At 69.5% G+C, this 20184-nt stretch carries 8 protein-coding genes; 2 read left to right on the top strand and 6 right to left on the bottom strand.

Annotation, left to right across the window (positions count from 1 at the left end):
* Positions 1-55 precede the first annotated feature (55 nt).
* The 3 genes from pglZ to ABZ842_RS33100 all read right to left on the bottom strand — a co-directional run bounded on the left by pglZ (position 56) and on the right by ABZ842_RS33100 (position 9199).
* Positions 56-2950, bottom strand: a complete 2895-nt coding sequence (gene pglZ / locus ABZ842_RS33090) for a BREX-2 system phosphatase PglZ (RefSeq protein WP_361545376.1) — start codon at positions 2948-2950, stop codon at positions 56-58.
* Positions 2947-6840 (bottom strand): phage resistance protein, encoded by a 3894-nt coding sequence (locus ABZ842_RS33095; RefSeq protein WP_361545379.1) that lies wholly within the window; start codon positions 6838-6840, stop codon positions 2947-2949. Before ABZ842_RS33095 ends, pglZ begins: the two co-directional genes overlap by 4 nt.
* Before the next feature lie 223 nt (positions 6841-7063).
* On the bottom strand, positions 7064-9199 hold the full coding sequence (locus ABZ842_RS33100) for a tetratricopeptide repeat protein (RefSeq protein ID WP_361545382.1): 2136 nt from the start codon (positions 9197-9199) through the stop codon (positions 7064-7066).
* 283 nt (positions 9200-9482) lie between these two features.
* Between ABZ842_RS33100 and ABZ842_RS33105 the strand changes: the two genes are divergently transcribed.
* Together ABZ842_RS33105 and ABZ842_RS33110 are read left to right on the top strand one after the other, a co-directional pair.
* Positions 9483-9752 (top strand): hypothetical protein, encoded by a 270-nt coding sequence (locus tag ABZ842_RS33105; protein ID WP_361545385.1) that lies wholly within the window; start codon positions 9483-9485, stop codon positions 9750-9752.
* Positions 9745-10368, top strand: coding sequence for a DUF6879 family protein (locus ABZ842_RS33110; protein WP_361545388.1), 624 nt, complete (start codon positions 9745-9747; stop codon positions 10366-10368). Before ABZ842_RS33105 ends, ABZ842_RS33110 begins: the two co-directional genes overlap by 8 nt.
* 114 nt (positions 10369-10482) lie before the next feature.
* Here ABZ842_RS33110 and ABZ842_RS33115 read toward each other — a convergent pair whose 3' ends face one another.
* The 3 genes from ABZ842_RS33115 to pglW all read right to left on the bottom strand — a co-directional run bounded on the left by ABZ842_RS33115 (position 10483) and on the right by pglW (position 19904).
* The gene (locus tag ABZ842_RS33115; RefSeq protein ID WP_361545391.1) at positions 10483-11373 is read right to left on the bottom strand and encodes a hypothetical protein; all 891 of its coding nucleotides are present in this window, start codon (positions 11371-11373) and stop codon (positions 10483-10485) included.
* Between the two features lie 237 nt (positions 11374-11610).
* Complete coding sequence (pglX, locus tag ABZ842_RS33120; protein WP_361545394.1) at positions 11611-15222, bottom strand: BREX-2 system adenine-specific DNA-methyltransferase PglX; 3612 nt, start codon at positions 15220-15222, stop codon at positions 11611-11613.
* Positions 15219-19904, bottom strand: coding sequence for a BREX system serine/threonine kinase PglW (gene pglW / locus ABZ842_RS33125; RefSeq protein ID WP_361545396.1), 4686 nt, complete (start codon positions 19902-19904; stop codon positions 15219-15221). The genes pglX and pglW overlap by 4 nt, the downstream gene beginning before the upstream one ends.
* Positions 19905-20184: the final 280 nt, after the last annotated feature.

Genomic DNA, 20184 nt, shown 5'->3' on the forward strand with positions numbered 1-20184 from the left:
TCACGAGTGGGGCGTCCACGGTGGAGACCGCTGACGCCCGGCACCCCGAAGGCTGTCAGCGCGCCCGAGGGGCGAACTGCTCGCGCAGCAGCGCCTCGTGGAGCCGTAGCGTACGCCCGTCCGGCAAGGTCTCCAGCACCTGTACGCCGTCGTAGTTGAGGAGCTGCCGCAGAACCGCAGCGAAGCCGTCGCTCCGGGTTGTGGGCATGCCCGCACGCTGGGCTAGCGCGGTCACGGGCAAAGTGCCACCCGCATCGAGCAGGGCCGCGAGGGCTTTGCGGACCTGCTCCTGCTGCGGCTTGCGCGCCAGACCGTCGAGCTGTGCCTGGTACGTCTCCGAATCGAGCAGCGCCGTCACGAACGCCTCGGTGCGGGAGACGACGACCGGTGTGAGCAGTGCGTCGTCTCCGCCGGCAGTCAATGCCACCTCGAAGAGCGCGTCGGGCAGCGCCCCGGGGTCGGGTTGCTTCTTCCGGTGCTTCGGCGTCCCCTTCTTCGGAGCCTCACCAGCCGACCGGACCGAAGGTTCGCCCGATGTCGCCCTCCCCACCTCCTCAGGAGCCCACCAGGACGGCCGCTGATCTCCCAACTCCCGCCATCCCTTGGGCGGCTCCGCCCCGAACGGCAGGAACGCGAGCACGGGAATGGTGAACTCGGCGAGGGAGGACCCGCCGTGGTAGCCAGCCTTGAGCGCGGTGTAGCGGGAGTCCGCGTCCCAGAGCGCGACGATGGACGCGCCGGGCTCCGGCCAGACCACGCGCGGCCCGGAGAGGACGATCTCCCGTTCGCCCAGCGGGCCGCCGGGCAGGCGGTGCCGCGCCGACCCCGGCTCGGCAGCCGGGTCCGCCTTCGTTCCGTGCCGGTCGACGACGTGGCCGTGGTCGCTGGTGACGATGACCGCCATGCCCTGGGCCGCGGCCACCCGGAGCAGGTCGCGCACGCCGGGCACGTCGTCGACCCGCCAGGCTCCGTCGCCGAGTTTCTGCTCCTTGGCGAGACGGTCGTCGATGGCGTTGAGGACGACGGCGACATGGGTCCTACCATCGGTGAGCGCTTCGGTGAGGGCCGGGCCGAAGGTGTCGCCCGCGGTCTCGGTGCGCAGGTCGTCCTTGTGGAAGACGGCGGCCGGTGCCCCGCTCCACAGCTTCAGCGCGGGGAAGAGCCTCTTCTCGTCGGCCTGGGCGCCCTTCATCAGGGTGCCCGCGAAGAGGGAGGTCCGGGAGACGGCCGTCACGGTGGGGAGCGCGGCGGCCATCGCCCGCCGTCGCGGATCGCCTTCGTCCAGCGGGTCGAACTCGGCCCAGGAGCGGCGCAGTTCCTCACCGAGTTCGTTCGCTATGGCCGCGCTCATGCCGTCGAGCACGAGCAGCAGCACCCGGCGTTCCTCTCCACGCCGGACGACGGGCCCGACCACCCGGCCGAGGAAGGTCTCCACGGTGAGCATGCCGCCGGGCGGCGTGCCGTCCTTCGTCCAGCCGGCCAGCGAGCGCGCGAAGGACGCGTCGATCCGCAGCCGCCGGTCCCTGACGCGCGTGCCGAGGGTGTCGTAGGCGGCCTTGAGGGCGGGGTCCGGGTCGCCGCCGGCCTCGACGTGCTCCAGGGCGAGGTCGGTCCAGCCGGTCTCGACGACGTGCCGCTGTATGGCGTCGGCGACGGTGGGGGCGTCGGCGGCCGGGTCGGTGGCCAGCCAGCGGGCGAGGCGCTGTGCCATGCGGGCGCGTTCGATGCGGGCGGCCTCTTCCGGATCGGTGGCGAGCCGGTGGTCCGCGAGCCGTCGGACGGCCTCCGTCGCCGCGGCCGTGTCGCCTGCGGCGAGGGCCCGGCCGACGGCGGCGAAACGGGCTTCCAGTCCACCGCGCAGGACGGGGCTCGCCGCGACGGCCGCCGCCGCGCCGAACTGGCGGGCCAGTGCGGCGGACCGGTCGAGCACGATGCCGGTGGTACGGCGGGCCTCGCGGGCTTGGTCCGCGTCGGTGCCGCCGTGTCCGGTCAGCAGCGTGCTCACGTACTCCTCGGCGCATCGGCCGAAGACGCCCACCAGCGCGTCGAGTTGTTCACCGGCGCTCGGTGGCTGGTCACCGAGGTAGCGCTCGGCCCGGCCGCGGGCCTGGTACGTCTCGGGTACGGGTTCGGCGTGTTGCCAGAGGGCGGCGCACACGAGGCCGAAGGCGGCGGCGTCCGCGCCGCGCTCGGCGTCGACGAGGGCGAGCAGAGCACGCCCGGCGAGACCGGCCTGGTCCTCCTCGCCTAGGAAGGCGGTCAGTCCGGCGCGCTCGGGACCGCGCAGGCCCAGCAGCCGCTCGGGCGCCCCGGGCCGGGTCGACCAGTGCAGCAGGGTCTGTGCGTCGAGTCGGTCGTCACCGGCGCCCCGCGTGCCGTCCTCGGTGTCGTAGCGGCCGAGGCGCAGTCGTCGCTGGGCGAGCACGGTCAGGGCGTACTGCCGGGACAGCCAGCCGCCGGGCACGTGTGGCCAGCCGCTGGGCGGGGTGGCGTCGAGCAGGGCCTCGGCGGCCCAGTTGGCGTCCTTCAGGCGCGGGTCGATCTGTCGCGCGCCGAACGCCTCCCGCACGACGTCCCAACTGTCGACCATGTCGATGCGTTGCTTGTGGACACGGGCGGTGATCGCCGGATCGAGTTCGTTCTGTTCGCGGTCGGTGAGGACGACCAGGACGGGGGGGCCGGGGCGTCGGCCCGCCAGGTGGTCGAGGACGAGTTCGTGGACGGCGAGAGGTGAGGGCGCCACCGCGACCCCCGCCGTCCGGCCCTCGCCCCAGGCGGGTTCGGCTGGCCCGTCCCACCGGGGCGCGGACCGCAGCAGCACGGCTCGGCGCTTGCCCGCGTCGGCTTCTTTCAGGGAGGCGGCGAGGGAGGATTGCGAGGACAGGTACTGGGTGACGGTCGCGGTGTTCAGCCGGACGGCGCCCGGGGCGGCGGCGACGGTGTCCGTCATTCGACGACCTTCCAGGTGATCTCGATGGTCGCGTCGGGGTGGCGGGCGGCCAGTTCGGACAGCTCCGCCTGGAGATCGGCGGCGGCGCGTGCCGCGGTCGTACGGCGCCCACCGGCCGTGCGCGACGAGCCGCTGCCGGAGGAGGCCGGTGTGGGCGTCTGCGCAGGGGCGAAGGGAATGCGCGGGTCGCTGGTCCCCGTGTTCAGGGACAGGTCGTCGGCCGTGGGCTGCGGCGCGACGGCAGCGGGCGCAGGGGTGGTGGCGGCTTGGCGGCGCTTCAGCAGGGCCACGACCTCGCGCTGCATGTGGGCGAGCGTGTCGCGCAGGTTGGCGCTGCGCTGGTCGTCCCTGGCGACACCGCGCAGTGTGTCCAGCAGCGCCGTGCCCTCGGGGCCGAGTCCGGCGGCGAGTTCGAGGGTGCTCCAGGGCGCGGAGGCAACGGCCTCGGCGACGCTGCGGGCCTGCTTGATGGAGGTCCCGTACCGGTCGGCGCTGGTCTCGCCGAGCTCGAAGGAGGCGAGGGCCTCCACGGTCTTCTTCGCCCCGGTCGCCCCCTTGCCCGCCTCCGCCGTAAGCGCGTCCAACAGTTGCAGGGAGCGGCGGGCGAGGGCGAGCCGCCCGGTGTCGGCCGTCTGGTCGAGGCCGAGGAAGGAGGCGTGGGCCTCCAGTTGGTGCACCAGGTCCGCCGCGTGGTCCCGGTGGGCGCGGGCGCCCTCGATGATCTGGCGTGCGAACTGGTTGACCATGCGACCGCGTCGTAGGGCGGGAGTCTTCTGCCCGAAGATCGTCTCGAAGCGCTGGCGTGCCGTGTCCCAGTCGGACTCGGCGGGCAACGGCTGGCTGCGCAGCGCGTCGTGGTCCTTGATCGCGGACAGTTCGGGCGCGGGGTCGAGCACGGTGCCGCCGCGCACCCAGACCCGGTCGTCCATCTCGGCGAAGGCCGCGACGACGAGCCGGGCGAGGAAGTCGGGCAGGCCGCGGGGGTCGGGCTGGTCCGTCCAGTCGGTCAGGGTGATCAGGGACAGGTCCCCCGTGCTGCCCTGGGCGCTGGCGAGCTGGCGGAAGTGGTCGGCCCAGTAGCGGGACAGCTCGAAGTACGCCTCCTTCTGCTGTCCGATGCGCAGGGGCCCAGCAATCCGCTGCATGAGCTTGCGGTCGGCGGCCGGGACCTCCGCCCGTCCGTCACGCGCCTCGGCGGCGGCCCTCACGTGGGTGAACACCTTGCGGGTGTCAGCGGATTTGACGGCGGTGCCGGTGGCGTCGGGGTCGAAGTCGGGATGTGCCGGGTACTGGTGGGCGAGCAGCGTGCCCGCGACGTGCCGGATGCCGTCGTGCAGGCTCTGCCCGAAGGACAGGGTGAGGCCGTCCACGTCAGGCAGCGGGACGAGGTGGTCGTCGAAGTCGGGCACGACGTCGGCCGCTTGCTTCTGCCCGAGCCCGTACGCCTGCTTGAAGGCGCCCTTGATCTGCTTGAGCAGGGCCTCGCGCTGGGTTTCGAGGAGACCCTTGGCGCGGCTGCGGTTGTCGGCGTTGAGGTGGCCGGCGTACTGGGTGTCGAAGCGGTGCTCGTCGGCGAGCGCCTTGTCGATGACGACGAGGCGCCGGAAGTCGGCGAAGCGCTGCACGGACAGGTGGGCCGGCACCCAGGCGACGATGCGGGACCGCTCGCCCTGCTGCCGCTCGCGCAACCGCCGGATGCGGTTGACGTCCTCGACCGGGCCCCATTCGCCCTCGTCGAAGGGGAGGTCTATCGCGATCCGCCAGTGCCCGTCCTCCTGCGGCATCAGGTCGTGGTCGGGCAGCTCGTCCTCGTCGGCGACGTTCCCGAACACGATCTCGGCGGTGCGGGCCGTGCCGCGCCACACGAAGCCGAGCTGGTCGCTCAACTGTCCGTGCTCGACGCCCAGCTCTTCGGAGAGCAGACGCCTGGCAAGGGCGACCCGGTTGCCGGGGTTGTCATTGACCTGGGCGTTCGCGATGACCGAGTCGACGTCGACACCGGACAGCTCCAGCCGTACGCCGGGGTTGGCGTCGGTGCCGGTCTCCTTGATCTCGGGGAACCTGGCGGCCCACTCGGCGACCTTGTTCTTGATGATGCCGACCTCGGCGCCCGGGATGGGGGCGAGGACCGAGCCGTGGTTGAGCGCGCCGAGCCGCCGGATGGTCAGCTCGGCCAGGGAGGGCACGCTGGGCGCGAGCGCCGACAGCAGCAGGGTGCACACGAGCCGGTTGTCGCCGACGAACATCCGGCACCGGTTGGCGAGCTGCGGGTCAGTGCTGGCATCGGGCCGGTTGACGTACTGCTCGACGTCGTCCTCGGTGATGTCGTACGAGCTGAGGAGATAGGGCCGCAGCTTCGTCTTGTACAGCTTGTCGGCGGCCTCGAAGACGACCTTCAGACTGTCGGTGAACGGCTTGTCGCCGCCCTCCGCGATCACCGGGTAGAGGTCGCCGACCGGGACGAGCTGCCCGAGCCGGATCTCGTTGCGGTGGTTGGCAAGCAGTTGTCCCATGAGCTTCAGACCGGTACGGGATCGCTGCAGCGCGGACGAGATGTGGACGAGGGTGTCCATGAACGCCGGCGAGAACGGGTACGTCAGCCGGAACGACTCCGCGTCCGCGCCCGTCGTGCCCTTCTCCGATCCGAGGAGGGTGTCCCAGACCTGGGTGCCGACCCGCTTGGTCTGCTCGAAGGCCGCGTCGACGAGTCGCTCCGCGTCGGCGTCCTTCGCCTTGAGGAGGCGGGCGTGGGCGATCTGCGGGAGGTTGCGGTCCTCCAACGTGATCTTGTCGAACCGGCCGGAGGCGAGGTTCAAGGTGTCCTGGATGGAGGACTCTGCAGCGCCGGAGACCTCTTCGCCAACGAGTTCCCGCAGGTCGCGCTGGCGCGCGATGAACGACACGACGGGGATCGCACGGCGGGCGTCGCCGCCCTCGACGAAGTTCGTGATCTTGCTGGCCTCTCGGGCCACGAACTTCTGATCGTGGATGAGGGTCGCGAGCCAGAGGATCAGCTCGTCCATGAAGAGGATCAAGCCGTCGTAGCCGAGGGACTTGGCGTGCTCGGCGATGACGGAGAGACCGGCGTCGAGGGAGATGAAGCCGTGCTCGTCCTCGACGGCGTTCCTGGCGAAGCCCGGGAAGAGGTTGGTGCCGGCGTCGTTGACCAGCTTGGCCCGCAGCTCGGCCGGGGTGGAGGGGTTGCGGAGGTCGAGCGGGACGCCCGCCTCGTGGTTCTCCTCGGCGGCGAGCGCGGCGTCCAGGAGCTGCGGGGTCCAGGCGAAGCCCTCGCCCCACTCGTCCTCCTCGCCGTCCTCCGTGTCGCTCCCGCCGCCGAGACCACGGATGACCGCCTCGTCCCCGTAGGTGGAGCGGTTGGCGCGGATGTCGGCGAAGAGGGAGTCGGTCCGGTACACCTGCGGGGTCGCCGCGTCCGGGTGCAGCTTCTTGACGTGCGTGACATAGCCGCCGAGCACCCGCTGTTCAAGGGCCTTCGCACCGAGCATGTGGTAGGGCACGAGCAGGAACTTCTTGCCGTCCGTGGTCAGCCATTCGTGCTTGGTCAGCACGGGGTCGAACTCGGTCCGGGCGCGGGCGCTCTGATCGCCGCTGAGCAGCGCGTACAGGACGGCCATGAAGTGCGACTTACCGGAACCGAACGATCCGTGCAGGTAGGCCGCCTTCGAGCGGTGCCCGTCGAGCGAGGACTTGATGAGCGCCAGCGCCTCGTCGAAGTTCTCCAGCAGCCGCTCGGTGACGACGTAGTCCTTGAGCGCGCCACTGGCGCCATCGGCCGTCGTCGCCTCGGCGAGCGACAGCACGAAGTCCGAGGTGGAGATGGACTCCTTGATGTCGATGACATCGCGGAGGAGGGGCGGCTGCTGGGCCATAGCGGGTCTCGCTCTCCCTGACGGTGTTCAGTACTGCTGCTCGAACTCGGTGTCGCGTGGGGTCCGCCGCCGGGGCCCGAGGCCGGTCCGACTTGTCCTGCACGTCCCCCGTACGGCCTGCGCAAAGCACCCTACATCCGTACTCCCGTCGGCCACCTGCCGTATGCCCTCACGCACCGTCCGTGCGGCCGTCCCCTCCTACTCGCAAGGACTGTCGCCAGCGCTACGGCCGCCATCGCCCTGATCGGTAGGCGTCCAGCAGCCCACGGCTCGCAACGGTGAAGGGGTGCTCGGGGCCCAGGCCGCGCTCCCGCCGCTCGACGACATCGGCCATCAGCACGATCCCCTCCTCGGTGTGACCGAGCGCGGTCCGGGTGCGGGAGAGGAGCTGCCGGGCGGCGAGCACGAGCGGGTAGTCGGGCCCCAAGCGCCGCGCATACGCCTCGGTGACCTGCCCGATCTCACGGTCGGCCTCCTCGAAGCGGCCCAGGAGGTACAGCGCCCACGCGTGGTTGTGCCGGGCGCCCAGGGTCACCGTGTGGTCGGGGCCGAGGGACCGCTCGCATTCGCCCGGCAGCGCTAGCAGGGCGCCGCCTTCCTCGGTTACCACGTCGGTGGCGGGCAGCATCTCCAGCAGGCTGGCGCGGGCCCGCAGGGTCAGCGGATGCGAGGGGCCGAGCGCGGAGCGCCGCCGGGCGATGGTGTCGCGGAGCAGCGCGACGGATTCCTCGCGTCTGCCGAGGTTGGCCAGCACGAGTTGGAGACCGTAGCCGCTGTCCGCGGTGTCGGGGTCGTCGGCGCCGAACAGGCGCTCCTGCGTGCCCAGGACCGCGCGGAGCTCCGCTTCAGCCTCGGCGTACCTACCCAGCCGGAACAGTGCTCGCCCGGCCCTGGAGCGTGCGGCAAGGACCGTACGGTGGTCCGCGCCGAGGTGCCGTTGTCCGAGTTCCGCAGCCGTGCGGGCGGTCTCCCGGGCCAGGAGGTAGTCACCGGTCCGGTGCAGGGCGACCGCCAGCCGTGTCGCGACGGTCAGGGCATCAGCAGCGGACTGCCCGGTGATGTCCCTCAGCAGGGTCAGCGCGTGCGGTACCAGCAGGCGCAGTCGCGGATCGTGCGGCCCCGCGTCGGGTACGGCGGGCACGACCGCGTCGAGCAGCAGGACGGCGGTCGCATCGAGTGCGGGCACCAGGTCCGCGGGGGTGGCCGCCGCAACGCTGTCGAGAAGGATGCCGTGACTCTGCATGCAGCGCGCGCCGGCGGCGTCGACCAGCTCGGACAGCGACTGGTCGAGTAGGGCTCTGAGGGCCGTCTCCGTCCGGGCCCGGGGCAGCACGGCCCCGATGCCGGTGTGGTTGAGCAGGGTCAGCGGCAGCGGCTCCGCGGCGAACCGGGCCAGCAGCCTGAGCAGGGCCGCAGCTTCGGGCAACCCGCGCTCCTCGAATGCGTCGAGGGTGAGCTGCCAGGTCAGGCCGACGAGCTGACGGGGATCCGCTGCGGACATCGCGTCGGCTCCCCGGTCGATCAGCCGGACCCGTTCGTCGCCATCGAGCTGGTCCCCGTAGGCGTCCATCGTCCAGGGGTCGATGACCTGGTGTGAGAGGAAGCCGCCCGCCAGGGTGAGCGCGAGGGGCAGCCGCCCGAGCCGGTCCGCGACCCGTGCCGCCTGTTCCGTCGTCCCGCTGTGCGGTGCGAGGTCGCGCAGCACGAGCGCGGCGTCCTCACGGGGCAGTACGCCGATGTGCTGCAGCTCGGCCCCGGGCCACCACCGGGCCGCCGCCCGCCGGGTGGTCACCAGGACGGTGCCGCGTGGGCTGGTGCGCAGCCAGTTGCCGTCCCGCAGGATCTCGGGTTCGTCGGTGTTGTCGAGGACCAGTAGCCAGGGTTCGGCGGAACGGTCGAGGTATTTCCAGACGAGGTCGGCGGCGGGTCTGAGGCCGTTGCGTGCGGCGAGCAGTTCGCCGTCGCCCGCTCCTCGGTCGGCTGCGACGGCGAGCATGCCGGCGCGCAGGCTCGCACGGTCGGCGGCGTTGACCCACAGGCCGACCCGGCCTTGTTCCGCGGTGACCTCGTCGAACAGGGCGCAGGCGACCGCCGTCTTGCCCGAGCCGCCCATCCCGTACAACACGTAGACCTGGCCGCCTCGCTCCGGCCCGACGTTCTCCCGCAGGCGCTCCATCACCTCGCTGCGGTCGCGCAGCGCGACGGGGCAGCGGCCGACCGCCGGGCGCCGCACCGAGTCCGGTCCGCCGTGGTCCGACCCGTCGTTGCCGTAGTGGTGGTGCTCGGTGATGTACTGGTCGCGCCGCGACTGGTAGACGCGCCCGTGGTTCTCGGCGTGGCCGTCCGTGTCACCCGTCATCGCTCGGTGATGTGCTGGTCGCGTCCCGAGGCCACTTCTCCGTCCACAGCCGCCCCTCCATTCACACGATTGTCGGACAGCGGAACTGAAAGGTGTCACTCACCGGGCATTGGCGCAATCTTCATTGCGATTCCTATGGTTCCCTCCCTGGGCACCGGGGGACAAGGAGGAACCAGTCCTCGCCAATGCCCTTGGGGCCCTTGCGAGCCAGGTCTGACACTGGTCAGAACGTCGCGGCACAGGCTACAGTGACGGGTTGCGACCGACCGAGGAGGCGATGGGCATGTCCCGGCCATGGGAAGCGGATCCGGCCACGGCATTCAAGCGGCGGTTGGGTAAATCGCCCCAGGAACTCGGCAACACCACCGGAACTCCCGACTGCCCTGACATCTGGGAGCTCGCCAACGGCGACATCGCCGTCATCGGCCGGGACCTCACCCAGTCACTCGGCAAGAACCTGCCCGACGGGGTCTCGATCGGATCGGACGAACGCCTCGTGGTCATCCCCAGGAACATGCTCATCGCGGCGAAGCCGGACATCCCCAGTGTTTGACTCCTTCCCCGGCGGTGCCTCCGAACGCCTGGACCGCCCCACGTACCACGCTGACTTGGGCCGGATCTACTCCAGCGGGATCGACTTCCTGAACAAGCTCGAACGTGGCCAGCACTTCCAGGAGCGCGGCTTCCCCAGCTGGGAGGCGTTCGCCGCCGGCGACTGGGAGGGAGCTCTGGCCCTGGCCGACGAGAGGCGCGAGGACTACGCGCAGGAACTCCGTCGGGCGTCGCAATCGGGCGTCAAGCACCGTCGTCTTCGCGTCGTGGAATTCCCGGTGACGCCGTATGTGCAGTGGGAATTGCACGTCCTGCGTGTGCGGGTGGAGGTGGGCGACGACATCAGGGTTCTCGACGCCCGCGACATTTTGCCGATCGAGCGGATTCGACCGGTTCCGGAAGTCGTCATTCTCGGTGATGCGGTGATGTACGAGGTCGTGTACGACGACGACGGAAACGCGGATGGCGCCAACCGCTACACCGACAGCTCACTGATCCGGGAAACGAACACCGGATTCGAAGCGCTGTATGAGCGTGGCGAGGGATTCCACGACTTCTTCGACCGGGAGATCGCTTCACTGGCCCCGCCCCGGGTGGCTGGTAATTCCAGGGGTTGACGCGGTTCCGCGGTGATCAGCTGGGCGGGGCCGGCGGACGAGCGGGCCCTGCGCGGAAACGATCGCCGGGCGAGGCCGGAACTCTGCCGTAGGGCCGGAGCGGCGCTCGCGGCCTCAGGACTGAGGTTCCTCCAGCTTGACGGCGGTGGCGTCCGCGCCGCGCTGTTCGGCGGTGGCCGGGGCGAAGGGCCCGTGGTCCTCCACGACGTCGCCGTCCACAACCTCGGCGTCCACGACTTCGCCGTCCGCCACTCGGTGCGACGGCTCCGCCAGCGGCAGGCTGGCGAGGTGCCTCTTGAGCCTCTTGGCCATCGGAAGATAGGTCGCAAGGGTGAGCCCGCCGGAGACGGCAGCACCCACGAGTGGGATGGCCTTCGAGACGGTCGTCGCGAAGGACTGCGTCGTCATCCTGACACCGAGGTAGCCCGCGACCTTCTTCACCATGGGGTAGACGACCCCGTGGGTAAGTGCCTTCTGGGGCAGCTTCTTGGCAACCTGCTCCGCCATCATCCCCGCGACCTTCCCCACCGCGACGTTCGCCGATCTGGTGCCGAACATCACTCCGAAGAACAGTGTGAGCACGCCCTTGGTCGCGTCATCGACCTCGTCGCCCTCCTCGGAGAACAGATCGGGCCAGCTGTAGAGATAGGCCAGCTTCTGCGCGATACGCAGCATGTGACCCACGTACTGTGCCGTGTCGGCGGGCACGGTGGCGGGCAGGGCGATGATCCCGGGTATCCCAGCGGCGGCGGAAAGAGTGCTGACCTTGGCGGTTTCGTAGCGGATGGAGTCGTTGGCCGCCTTGTCGAGAACCTTGACGGGGATGCCTGCCGCAGCGGGGGTCTCAGCTATCGCCTTTCGGATCTCCTCCTCGGAGCAGCGGCGAGCGAGCGCACTTCGGAGGTACGCCTCCCGGTGGATACGCACGCCAGGAAGCTTTGCCGCCGACAGCAACAACGCGAAGAACCGCGACTCGGGATTCGTGACGTCCTTACCCTGCTTCATGGCAGAAACCTACAGTGGCTCCGCAATCAGATGAACGGGTCGCCTCAACTCGGTTCGATCGCTCCAGGTGAGGAGTGGCGAGCGAGTGGACGAGGGACACATCGAGCCTTCTGTGCAATCGACTTGGAGCGCGACTGGGCGCCAACCTCGCGGACGCTGGAGCGTCACGCCTCGCCTGGCGGCCTCGTCGCCGGCCGACTCGGTGTCGTGGGGGGCACGACACCGAGTCGTCTCCGGTTACTTCTTCACGGCGGCACGACGACCTCGAGCTGCGGCCGGGGGCCGCCAGCCGCGGAGATCGTCGTCCGTGAGTCCGTGCTCGCCCTGCTTCTGCTGGCGGTAACCGGCGAAGAAGTCCGCCGGGGAGCCGCTGTAGAGCATGTCGAACTCGTTGTGCCACTGGAACAACCACGGCTGAAGTTCCAACAGACCGGCGAGGAACGGCGTGATCTCCTCGGTGGACAGCGCGGTGTTGGTGAAGTACGTGGCGAGGGCCTGCGCCTGCTCCCGGTGGTCCCAGCCGGCCCACCCGTACAACTCGGGCGTGGCGGCGTTGGTCTGCCCGTACGAGACGAACCGCTCCTTGGGCACGTCGAGCTTGCCGCGCGCCCGCCAGTAGGACGGGCGGAGGAAGTCGGCCGAGGTGTACTTCGGCGGCACGGGGATGGAGTCCCGGATCTTCCGCTTGGCAGGCTCGTCGGGCGCGGCGTCCTCCTTGCGCTGGAGGTCCCACACCTCTTCCCAGTCGGCACGCTTCTTCAGACCGGCGGGCTTGTAACGCAGCGCGGAGAGGAACGGCACGTGCTCGTCGGTGATCAACTCGGCGACGACCTTCGCGAGTTCCTTCCGGGGCGCGTAGAGCTTGGCGACGGAGACGAAGTCCTCGTCCCGGGAGAGCGCGTCGGTGAGCCGGGCCAGGGTAAGGATGGCGGGCTGCCCGTTCTCGTCGAACCAATGGTCGCGGTTCTCCATCCGGTCGAGCAGCCAGGAACGCAGGGCCTTCTCCTGAAGGGCGTCCCACCCTTCGGTGGCCCAGCGCCGCTTGTATTCGGGCCGCTCGATCATTCCGATGGCCCGGTTCGACTCGATGACGTCGATCCGCTTCTGGACCATCTCCCGGTAGGGGGCGGGCCAGTGGGCGGGGATCTCCGTGATGGGGGTGGAGTTGTGACGCTTGAACCACTCAGCGCTGGCCTCACCAGCGGCTACACGGCGGGCAAGAACGATCTCGAAGGCACGCTCCCCCAAGGAGAGTTCAGGAATGTTGGGGTCGTCGGGGTCCTCGGAGACGCGGAGGTCTTGGGGGTGGAGATTGTAGAGGGAGTAGACCTGCCAGTCGACTTCCTCCTGGAGCGCGATCATTCGAGCGCGGGTGAAATCCCATGTGGCACGGGCTTCACGGAGAGCTTCAATGGAGAGAGTGGAATCAGCAGCGAGGGCGCTGGGGCTTGCACCCATGAGGCTTCGCGCAAGGACGTCGAGTTTCGATGTAAGGTGAAGTGGATACGTGGGCGGTAGCGGGAACTGCTGGAATCGAGAGCCGGTGAACTCGTAGAATTGCTCCCAAAGCTCAGTTTTGATCCCAGACTGATGCCCCTCGGTCCCCTTGCTGTGACTTACCATCTTGAGCCAGAAACCACCAGTGGAGCTGTTGAGCGGCCCCAAAAGTTCCAGGTAACTATCGACGCTTGCCCCTTCTTGCAGCTTGACCACAGGGGCAGATTGTTTAAATACTCTCCTATCTCTATCCAGAAGGAAATGGTTGTGCGTCGCTACAATCGCAGCTGAAATCGATAGCGGAACACGATAGCGACCCGTGAAAAACATGGAGTACTCAAACCAGGTGAGCCCCCGCGCTAGCTGCGTCTTCCCAAAGGCAACGCGCCGACCCAACTGAGTACGATAGGGCCACAGGAAATATTCGACCCCCTCACTCGCCTCAGCCTTAAATTCACGTTCAGAATATGGCCAGATGGAAGGGACGGGACTCCAAGCGGAATAGTCCCGAATGTCATTTCCGGCCACAATTGGCCGACTGTAGCGCTCAGAGATTCTGTGGCGCCTTATTGTGGCAGCACCGATCTCATAAGCTTCGTGTTCACGTGGCACCGCCCCCGTGCCGATGTCTTCAATGACCTCACGCAAACGCCTAGGCGCCGCGGATTCAATCTCCTCCACCATCTCCAGGCCATTTGCGGCCAGCACCCACGGCTGCCTACTGAAATATCGAGCCCGCTCCAGGTCATCGACAGAAATCCACGCACTCACCGTTCCAGGATTATCAATCTGCCGGACAATGGCACTCCAAACCAAACCATCCTCAGCGCGCTCGGGCGCGACTGGTTCCCCTTGGACACTACGGACGGTGCGGATTGCGCTTGAGCGAAACCTCCCTGACCGACGTGTCCCAATGAGGATTACAGTAGGCGTCCCGTGCCCCGGAATATAGGCACCCGAAGTATCAATTACTTCAGTGAGTTCCACTTTGCTAGCCAGATAGCTTTCGATCAGCTTTACGCCAAACTCTCGCTTCATGAATGAGTTAGATGTGATCTGACCGACCCGACCAAAGCCCAGACCATTCCGACTCCCTTTCCTTGCAAGCTCAAAGAACCGCTGGATAAATGGGACCGAAAGAGGGTAGGGACCCGCGCACGCGTCGTATAGTTCACGATAGAGCTGATTAAGCTTCTTGTCTTTCACTGTGATGTACGGGGGATTCCCCACCACCAGGTGATATTTTCCTGGCTGCAAGAGACCGGGGTGCTCGTGTACATCCTCCGTGGCATACGCGTAGGACGCCAGTAGGTCATCCTCCCTGCCCTCGTCCCCACCCAACGTCAGTTCCAACTGCCGAGCTTTGATGAGTGAGTCTCCCACCGCCAGGTGAACCGGCCACTCATACTTCGCAGCCTCCCCCAGGGTCCGCACCGCACTCGCTGCCATAGCCGCAACCAACAACCGGAACCGCGCAATAGCCACCGCAAACGGATTGATATCCACGCCGTGCACCGAGTCCAGCGCAGCCGCGACACGCTCGTGCAGGTCCTTCCCCGGCTGCCCCTCCCCCCACAAGCGCACCAACCGCCAAAACGCGCCCAACACAAAGTGCCCCGACCCGCACGTCGGGTCGATCATCTTCAAGCCCTCGTAGCCGAACTCCCGCACCGCCGGATTCATCGTCCGGTCGAGGATGAACTCCTCCACGAACTCCGGCGTCTGCAGCAGCGCGTACGTCTTCCGCGCCGCCTCGCTCAGGTCCTGGTACAGGTCCCCCAGGAACCGCGTGTCCCAGCCCTCCGTGCCGTCCTCGTTCAGCGGGTCGGTGAAGTCGTGGACGAGGACGCCCGCCTCGTCCCTGCCCCGCCAGAACTCGACCAGGTCCCGCGCGCCGTCGTGCGACAACGGCACCTGGTACAGCGGGTTGTGCCGCTGGTCGAAGAGCAGCCGTCCCGCCTGGCCCTGGCCCAGTTCCTCGAACGCCTTCTCCAGCCAGCCCCGGTACGTCGGGTCGTCGTCCGACTCCACGTACGCGTCATAGCGCGACTCCGCCAGTTCCCGCCGGTCGCCGTCCGGGCCCGTCAGATACGGCTCCGGGATCAGCCGGTTGTCCTCGCAGAACCGGACGAAGACGCTGCCCAGCACCCACGCCACCGCGACCTGCGTGACTCGCTCGTCCAGCCACGAGGTCCATGTCGCCGCCGTACGACCGAGCTTGCGCGCCTGGTCGTACTCGGCCCTCAGGCGCGCGCCGACGTCCCCGAGCGCCTTCACCTGGCGCCCTAGGTCGGTCTCGACCGCCTTGACCTGCTTCTTCAGGTCATCCAACAGAGCCTTGCGGTCGATCACTTCGCATCTCCCTCGACAGCGGCGCTTGCCACACCCTCGCCGGAACCGCGATGGGCGTTGCCCACCCACGTGTCCGGAAGCTGAATCCACTCCCCGAGGCCCGCCTGGTACGGCACGGCCACCTGCCCGAGCCGGGGCTCGCGCGACGGGTCGCTCTGCGGGACCAGGAGCCACAGGCCCCTGCCGCCCTGCCGGGCCGCCGACGCCAGCCGGTCCAGGACGCCCATCGCGTCGTAGCGCGCGAACACCGCGGCCTCCGTCAGCACAACGGGCCCGGACCCGCCGTTGCCCAGCAGCTCCGCGATCCGGGGCTCCACCGCGCCCCACGCCGTCCGCGCGTACTCCGCGAACCGCACCGCGCCCTTCGAGCCCGGCTCGGCGGCGTCCGCCTTGAGCAGGGTCTCCCAGGTCGGCTTGGTGCCGGGGGTGACCTGGGCGTGCAGTGCCTCAAGGAACAGCTCGGTCACCGACACCGCGTCCGTGCCCAGTCGCCCGGCGCCCAGTTCACGCACCGCGTCCCGCACCAGTTGCTGCCGCACGGTCAGCACCCGGTACCCGTCGCGGCGGGCCGACGCCAGCAGTCGTTCCTCCGCGCGCACCGCGCCCGCGAGCTGAGGATCGTCCACGTACCGCGTCACCGCGCTCGTACGCGTCGACTGCCGCCACGCACCCGTCGTGAGGTAGCTGGACGCGTCGTCGATCCGCGTCGGCAGGTAACGCAGCACGCCCTCGCGTTCGTGCATGTTGAGCGAGAGTTCGAAGCCGGCGTCGCGCAACGCCTTGGTGAGCGGGCCTCCGGTCGGCAGTTCGTGGTGCGTGCCGCCCCGCCCGTCGGGAACGACCATCTCCGGGAAGCGTGCGCGGACCCGTTCGTGCACGGCGTCGCCGGTCAGGCCGGGCTGCTGCCCCTCCGGCATACCCGGGACCCAGCGGACGAGCCCGGCCTGGGTGAGGCGCAGCGCCCGGACGAGCGAGAGGTCCCGCGGGTAGATCTCCAGGCGCGGAGTGGCCGCGGCGTTCACCGAAGCCGCCGCCGCCAGTTGCACCATGCGCCGCTCGTCCCAGTCCACCGCGCCCGGCGGCACCGTCAGTGCGCCCAGCTCGGCCAGCACGGTCGCCGCCGTCGGCAGGGTGTCCAGCTTCGCGAGCCGGTCGGCCGTCCTGCCGAGTCGGGTCGCGTACTCCAGCAGGCCCGGCGCGGTCGGGGTGTCCGGGCCGTCGCTCTCCCGCACGTCGAGGGCGAGCAAGCCGGCCCCCAGGGACTCGTCCGTCGCCTTGCGGTTCGGCTGGTGCTGGAACTCGGCCTCCTGCGGCAGCAACTGTTCTGCTTCGACCACGGCGCGCACCGCCGCCAGCGCCATCGCACGTCGCTGCTCACGCCCCGCGAGATGCGTGCCGCGCCGAACCGCCAGGGCATCCGCGATCTCCACTGCCGAAGCGACCCGCCCCATGGTCACCAGCAGGTCGACGATCTCCTCGCGCAGTGCGCGGACGGCGGGCTCCGCCTTCCAACGCTTGCGCTCCTCCTTGAGGATCTGCGGGATGCGACCGTGGCTCAGGCCGAGCGCGTCCGCCACGTCCTTCTGCTTCGGCCAGACCCCGATGTCGGGCAGCGCGCCGTGCTCGTCGGGCAGTCGCAGCAGCAGCCGCACCATCTCCGCCTTGTTGCGGTTGGAGCCGTTGTTGTTGACGGCGGGCACGAAGACGGTGGCGAGCGTGTCGAGGCTGACGGCGCGCAGCGTGCGAGGGGGCAGGGCGCCCGCCGACCGGCCCTTGGCGAGTTCACCGACAAGGGCGGACTCGGCGGCGGAGAGCTGCTCCAGTTCCTCCTTCGCCTCGGCGCGGCCCTTCGGCGTGAGCGGCGAGACCGGGATCTCGCGCAGTCGCTCACCCCACTCGCGTTGCCGCTGCTGGACCTCGTTGCGGGTCTTGGCGCCCAGCCCGGGGGCGTTCACGAGCTTGCGACGGCTGTAGTCGAGCAGCTCGCCGACCGTGGTGATGCCCAGGCCGTAGAGGAAGGACTGGGCGGCGGGCGTCAGGCCGGAGACGGTCAGCGGGGTGTCCCTGGCGACCTCGGCGGCGAGGCGGTCGCGCTGCTGTTCGGCGGTCCCCGGCTCGGCGTCCGCGATCGTAGCCGCGGCGGCGCCCTGGTCGGGTGTCCCTTCCCCCGTGGTCGCGGCGGCCGGATGGCGGGAGCGGTGGCTGGACGGGACGGCCTTGGAGGCGTCGAGGAAGACCTTGCGCCAGGCGTCCCGCATCGGCTTCAGCTCGGGGAACCGCATGCCGGCGTCGCGGTGCAGGGCCTTCTGGAAGAAGGAGACGAGGCCGTCCCGTACGGCCGGGTCGAACGCCTCGGCCGCGATGGTCGGGTACGGCCACTCCTTGGCGTCGGTCATGCGGGGCAGGACGCTGCCGTCGCCCCACTTGGGCAGCTCGCCGGAGGCCATCTGGTGCAGGGTGACGGCGACGGCGTACCGCTCGGCGTGCGAGTCGTACGAGCCGCGGGTGACGACGTCGACGAAGGGGTCGAGGTAGCCGTCGGTGCCCGCGTTGGTGCTCCGCGCCGGATAGCCGGCGAGGGAGAAGTCGATGAGGACGAGCTCGCGGGTGCGGTTGGGGCGGATGCGGATGGCGATGTTGTCGGGCTTGATGTCCCGGTGCCAGACGCCCTCGCCCTCCAGGAAGTCGACGGCTCCGAAGAGGTAGTCGCCGTACGCCTCCAACTGGTCGACCTGGAGGCGGCCGTTCTCGCGGAGCTGGCGGGCGACGGTCTCCTCGCGGCGGCGCCGGCGTCCGCCGTCGGTGCTTGGCCCGTTCTCGTCGCGCTCGTCGCCGACGTACTCCAACGCCAGGACGGTACGGCCGCCGAGGTTCAGCGGCTCGGGTTCGACGAGGCGGATGATGCCGGAGTGGGGGCGCAGGCGCCCCATGGCCTCGGCCTCGCGGGCGAGGATCTCGCTGCGGCTGTCGGAGAGGGCGACCTTGAGCACGGCCAGCGGTCGGTTCCTGCGGGCTTCGGCCTGGAGGTCGCGAACGAGGAAGGCGCGGCTGGTGGAGCCGGTGCCGAGGCGGCGCCGGATCTCCCACCGGCCCGCGAGCACGTCACCGGCGACGGCCTCCAGCGGGTCCTTGTCGGTCGCCGCCCGGTCCTCTTCGTCGCCCGCCCCCTCCGTACCGGTGGCCACCGGGTCCGGGGCCGTGAGGGAGTCCTCGACGACCTCCAGCAGCTCCAGGAACTCGTCCACGCTGGACAGCCGCTGACCGGGCCGGTAGGCGGTGGCGGCCTGCACCAGGTCGTCGACGTCCTCCGACAGTCCGTCCACCAGGGAGCTGGGACGCAGTCCCTCCCCCGCCTCCAGGCGGGCCAGCAGCTCGGCCTGGCTGGCGGCCGGGGCCTTGCCGGTGACCAGCAGGTAGGTGAGGACGCCGAGTCCGTACACGTCGAGGTGGACCGGGTCGGGGGTGAGGGCGGTGAGTTCAGGCGCGAGGTAGGCGTCGGCGTCGTCGGCCAGGTGCATCGCGGACAGGGCGGTCGGCGCGAAGCGGGTCATGCCCTGGCCCTGGGAGGAGTCGCCGCTGCGCTGGGTGGCGATCTGCCAGTCGGAGATCTGGAGGTGCGGGGTGAGCCAGGCGGCTTCCTCCCCCACCGCCCGGCCCTTCCTGCCACGCGGCCGAGGGACGACGAGCACGGAGCGAGCGGCGAGCGCCCGGTGGTGGATGCGGCTGGAGTGCGCGGAACGCATGGTTTCGGCGAGCTGGCGGACCAGCGCCATCCGGCCGAGGATGTCCAGCTTCTCGCCGTACTGGACCAGGTACTCGTCCAGTTTCAGGGTGTCTGGATGGTAGTCGAAGATCAGCGCGGGGCCGGCGGCGTGCCCCGAGGGGAAGTACTGCTTGAGCTCGACCACGCCCGGGTGCTTGAAACGGCCCAGCACGGCGGCTTCGCGCCGGGCTGCGTTGTCGACGGACTGGCGCAGGGAGGCGTCGGAGCCGCGCTCGCTGAGGTAGATGCGGACCCGGGCCGCCTCGGGGAGGTCGCTGTGGCGGGCGAGGTAGTCCGCCCAGGTGGGGCCGGAGTCGAAGGACTTCCGTTCCAGTTCGTACGGGCCGACCTTGTACTGCGCGTCGCTCTTACGGATGCCGATGTTCTTGAGGGATGCCGCGATCTCGCGCGAACCGATCGCGGTGATGCGGCGCCGCTCGTCCCGTGGAGGCTGCTTGAGCATCTCGACCAGTTGGTGGACGGTGTGGACGCCGTTCTGGTCGTGGGCGGGCAACCGCACGCGAAGGCCGTTGTCCGTGAAGCAGACGGCCTCCGCGACCCAGACCCGCTTGCCCCCGGGCAGGGCGAGCAGGCCGGCCAGCTCCTTGGCCTTGCGGTTGACCAGGTGCAGCGGGTTGCCGTGGGTGCGACGGCGGCCACCGGGAGTGGTCTGCACCCAGGTGCCATTCTCTGAGGTGACCGAACCGTGCCAGTCCTTCAGCTCGACCATGCAGACGCCGCCGGGGGCCACGATCAGCAGGTCGACCTCACGGACGTGACCGGTGTTCGCGGTGAAGGTGAAGTTCGACCAGGCACGCCAGGGGTCGGAGTCCGGCAACTTCTCCCGGATCGTGTCCAGGCCACGGCGTTCGTGATCGAACTCGGACTCGGTGACCGTGATCCACCGGCCTTCCCGCATGCCTGTTCCCCGCTCCTCGTGTCCTGCAGGGGTCGACCGTTCCCCGTGGTCAGACCCTTGACGCAGATCCTAGTGGCTGGCCGCGCCATGAAAAGAGACCGTGAAGGGCGGTAGTTTGACGCATTCCCGCCTTATCGCCCAGTCTCGACGACTTGTGGTGTGCGGCTCACCAGCATTCTGGAGTCTCACCAACGACTTCAGGTGAAAATGCCCAAACTCCGCACGGCCGATGTCATCGCGATCGACGCGCCTCAGTGCGGCGGCGTTGCGTCCAGCGCCA

Source organism: Streptomyces sp. NPDC047315 (assembly GCF_040643215.1).
In the GTDB taxonomy this organism is placed as follows: domain Bacteria; phylum Actinomycetota; class Actinomycetes; order Streptomycetales; family Streptomycetaceae; genus Streptomyces.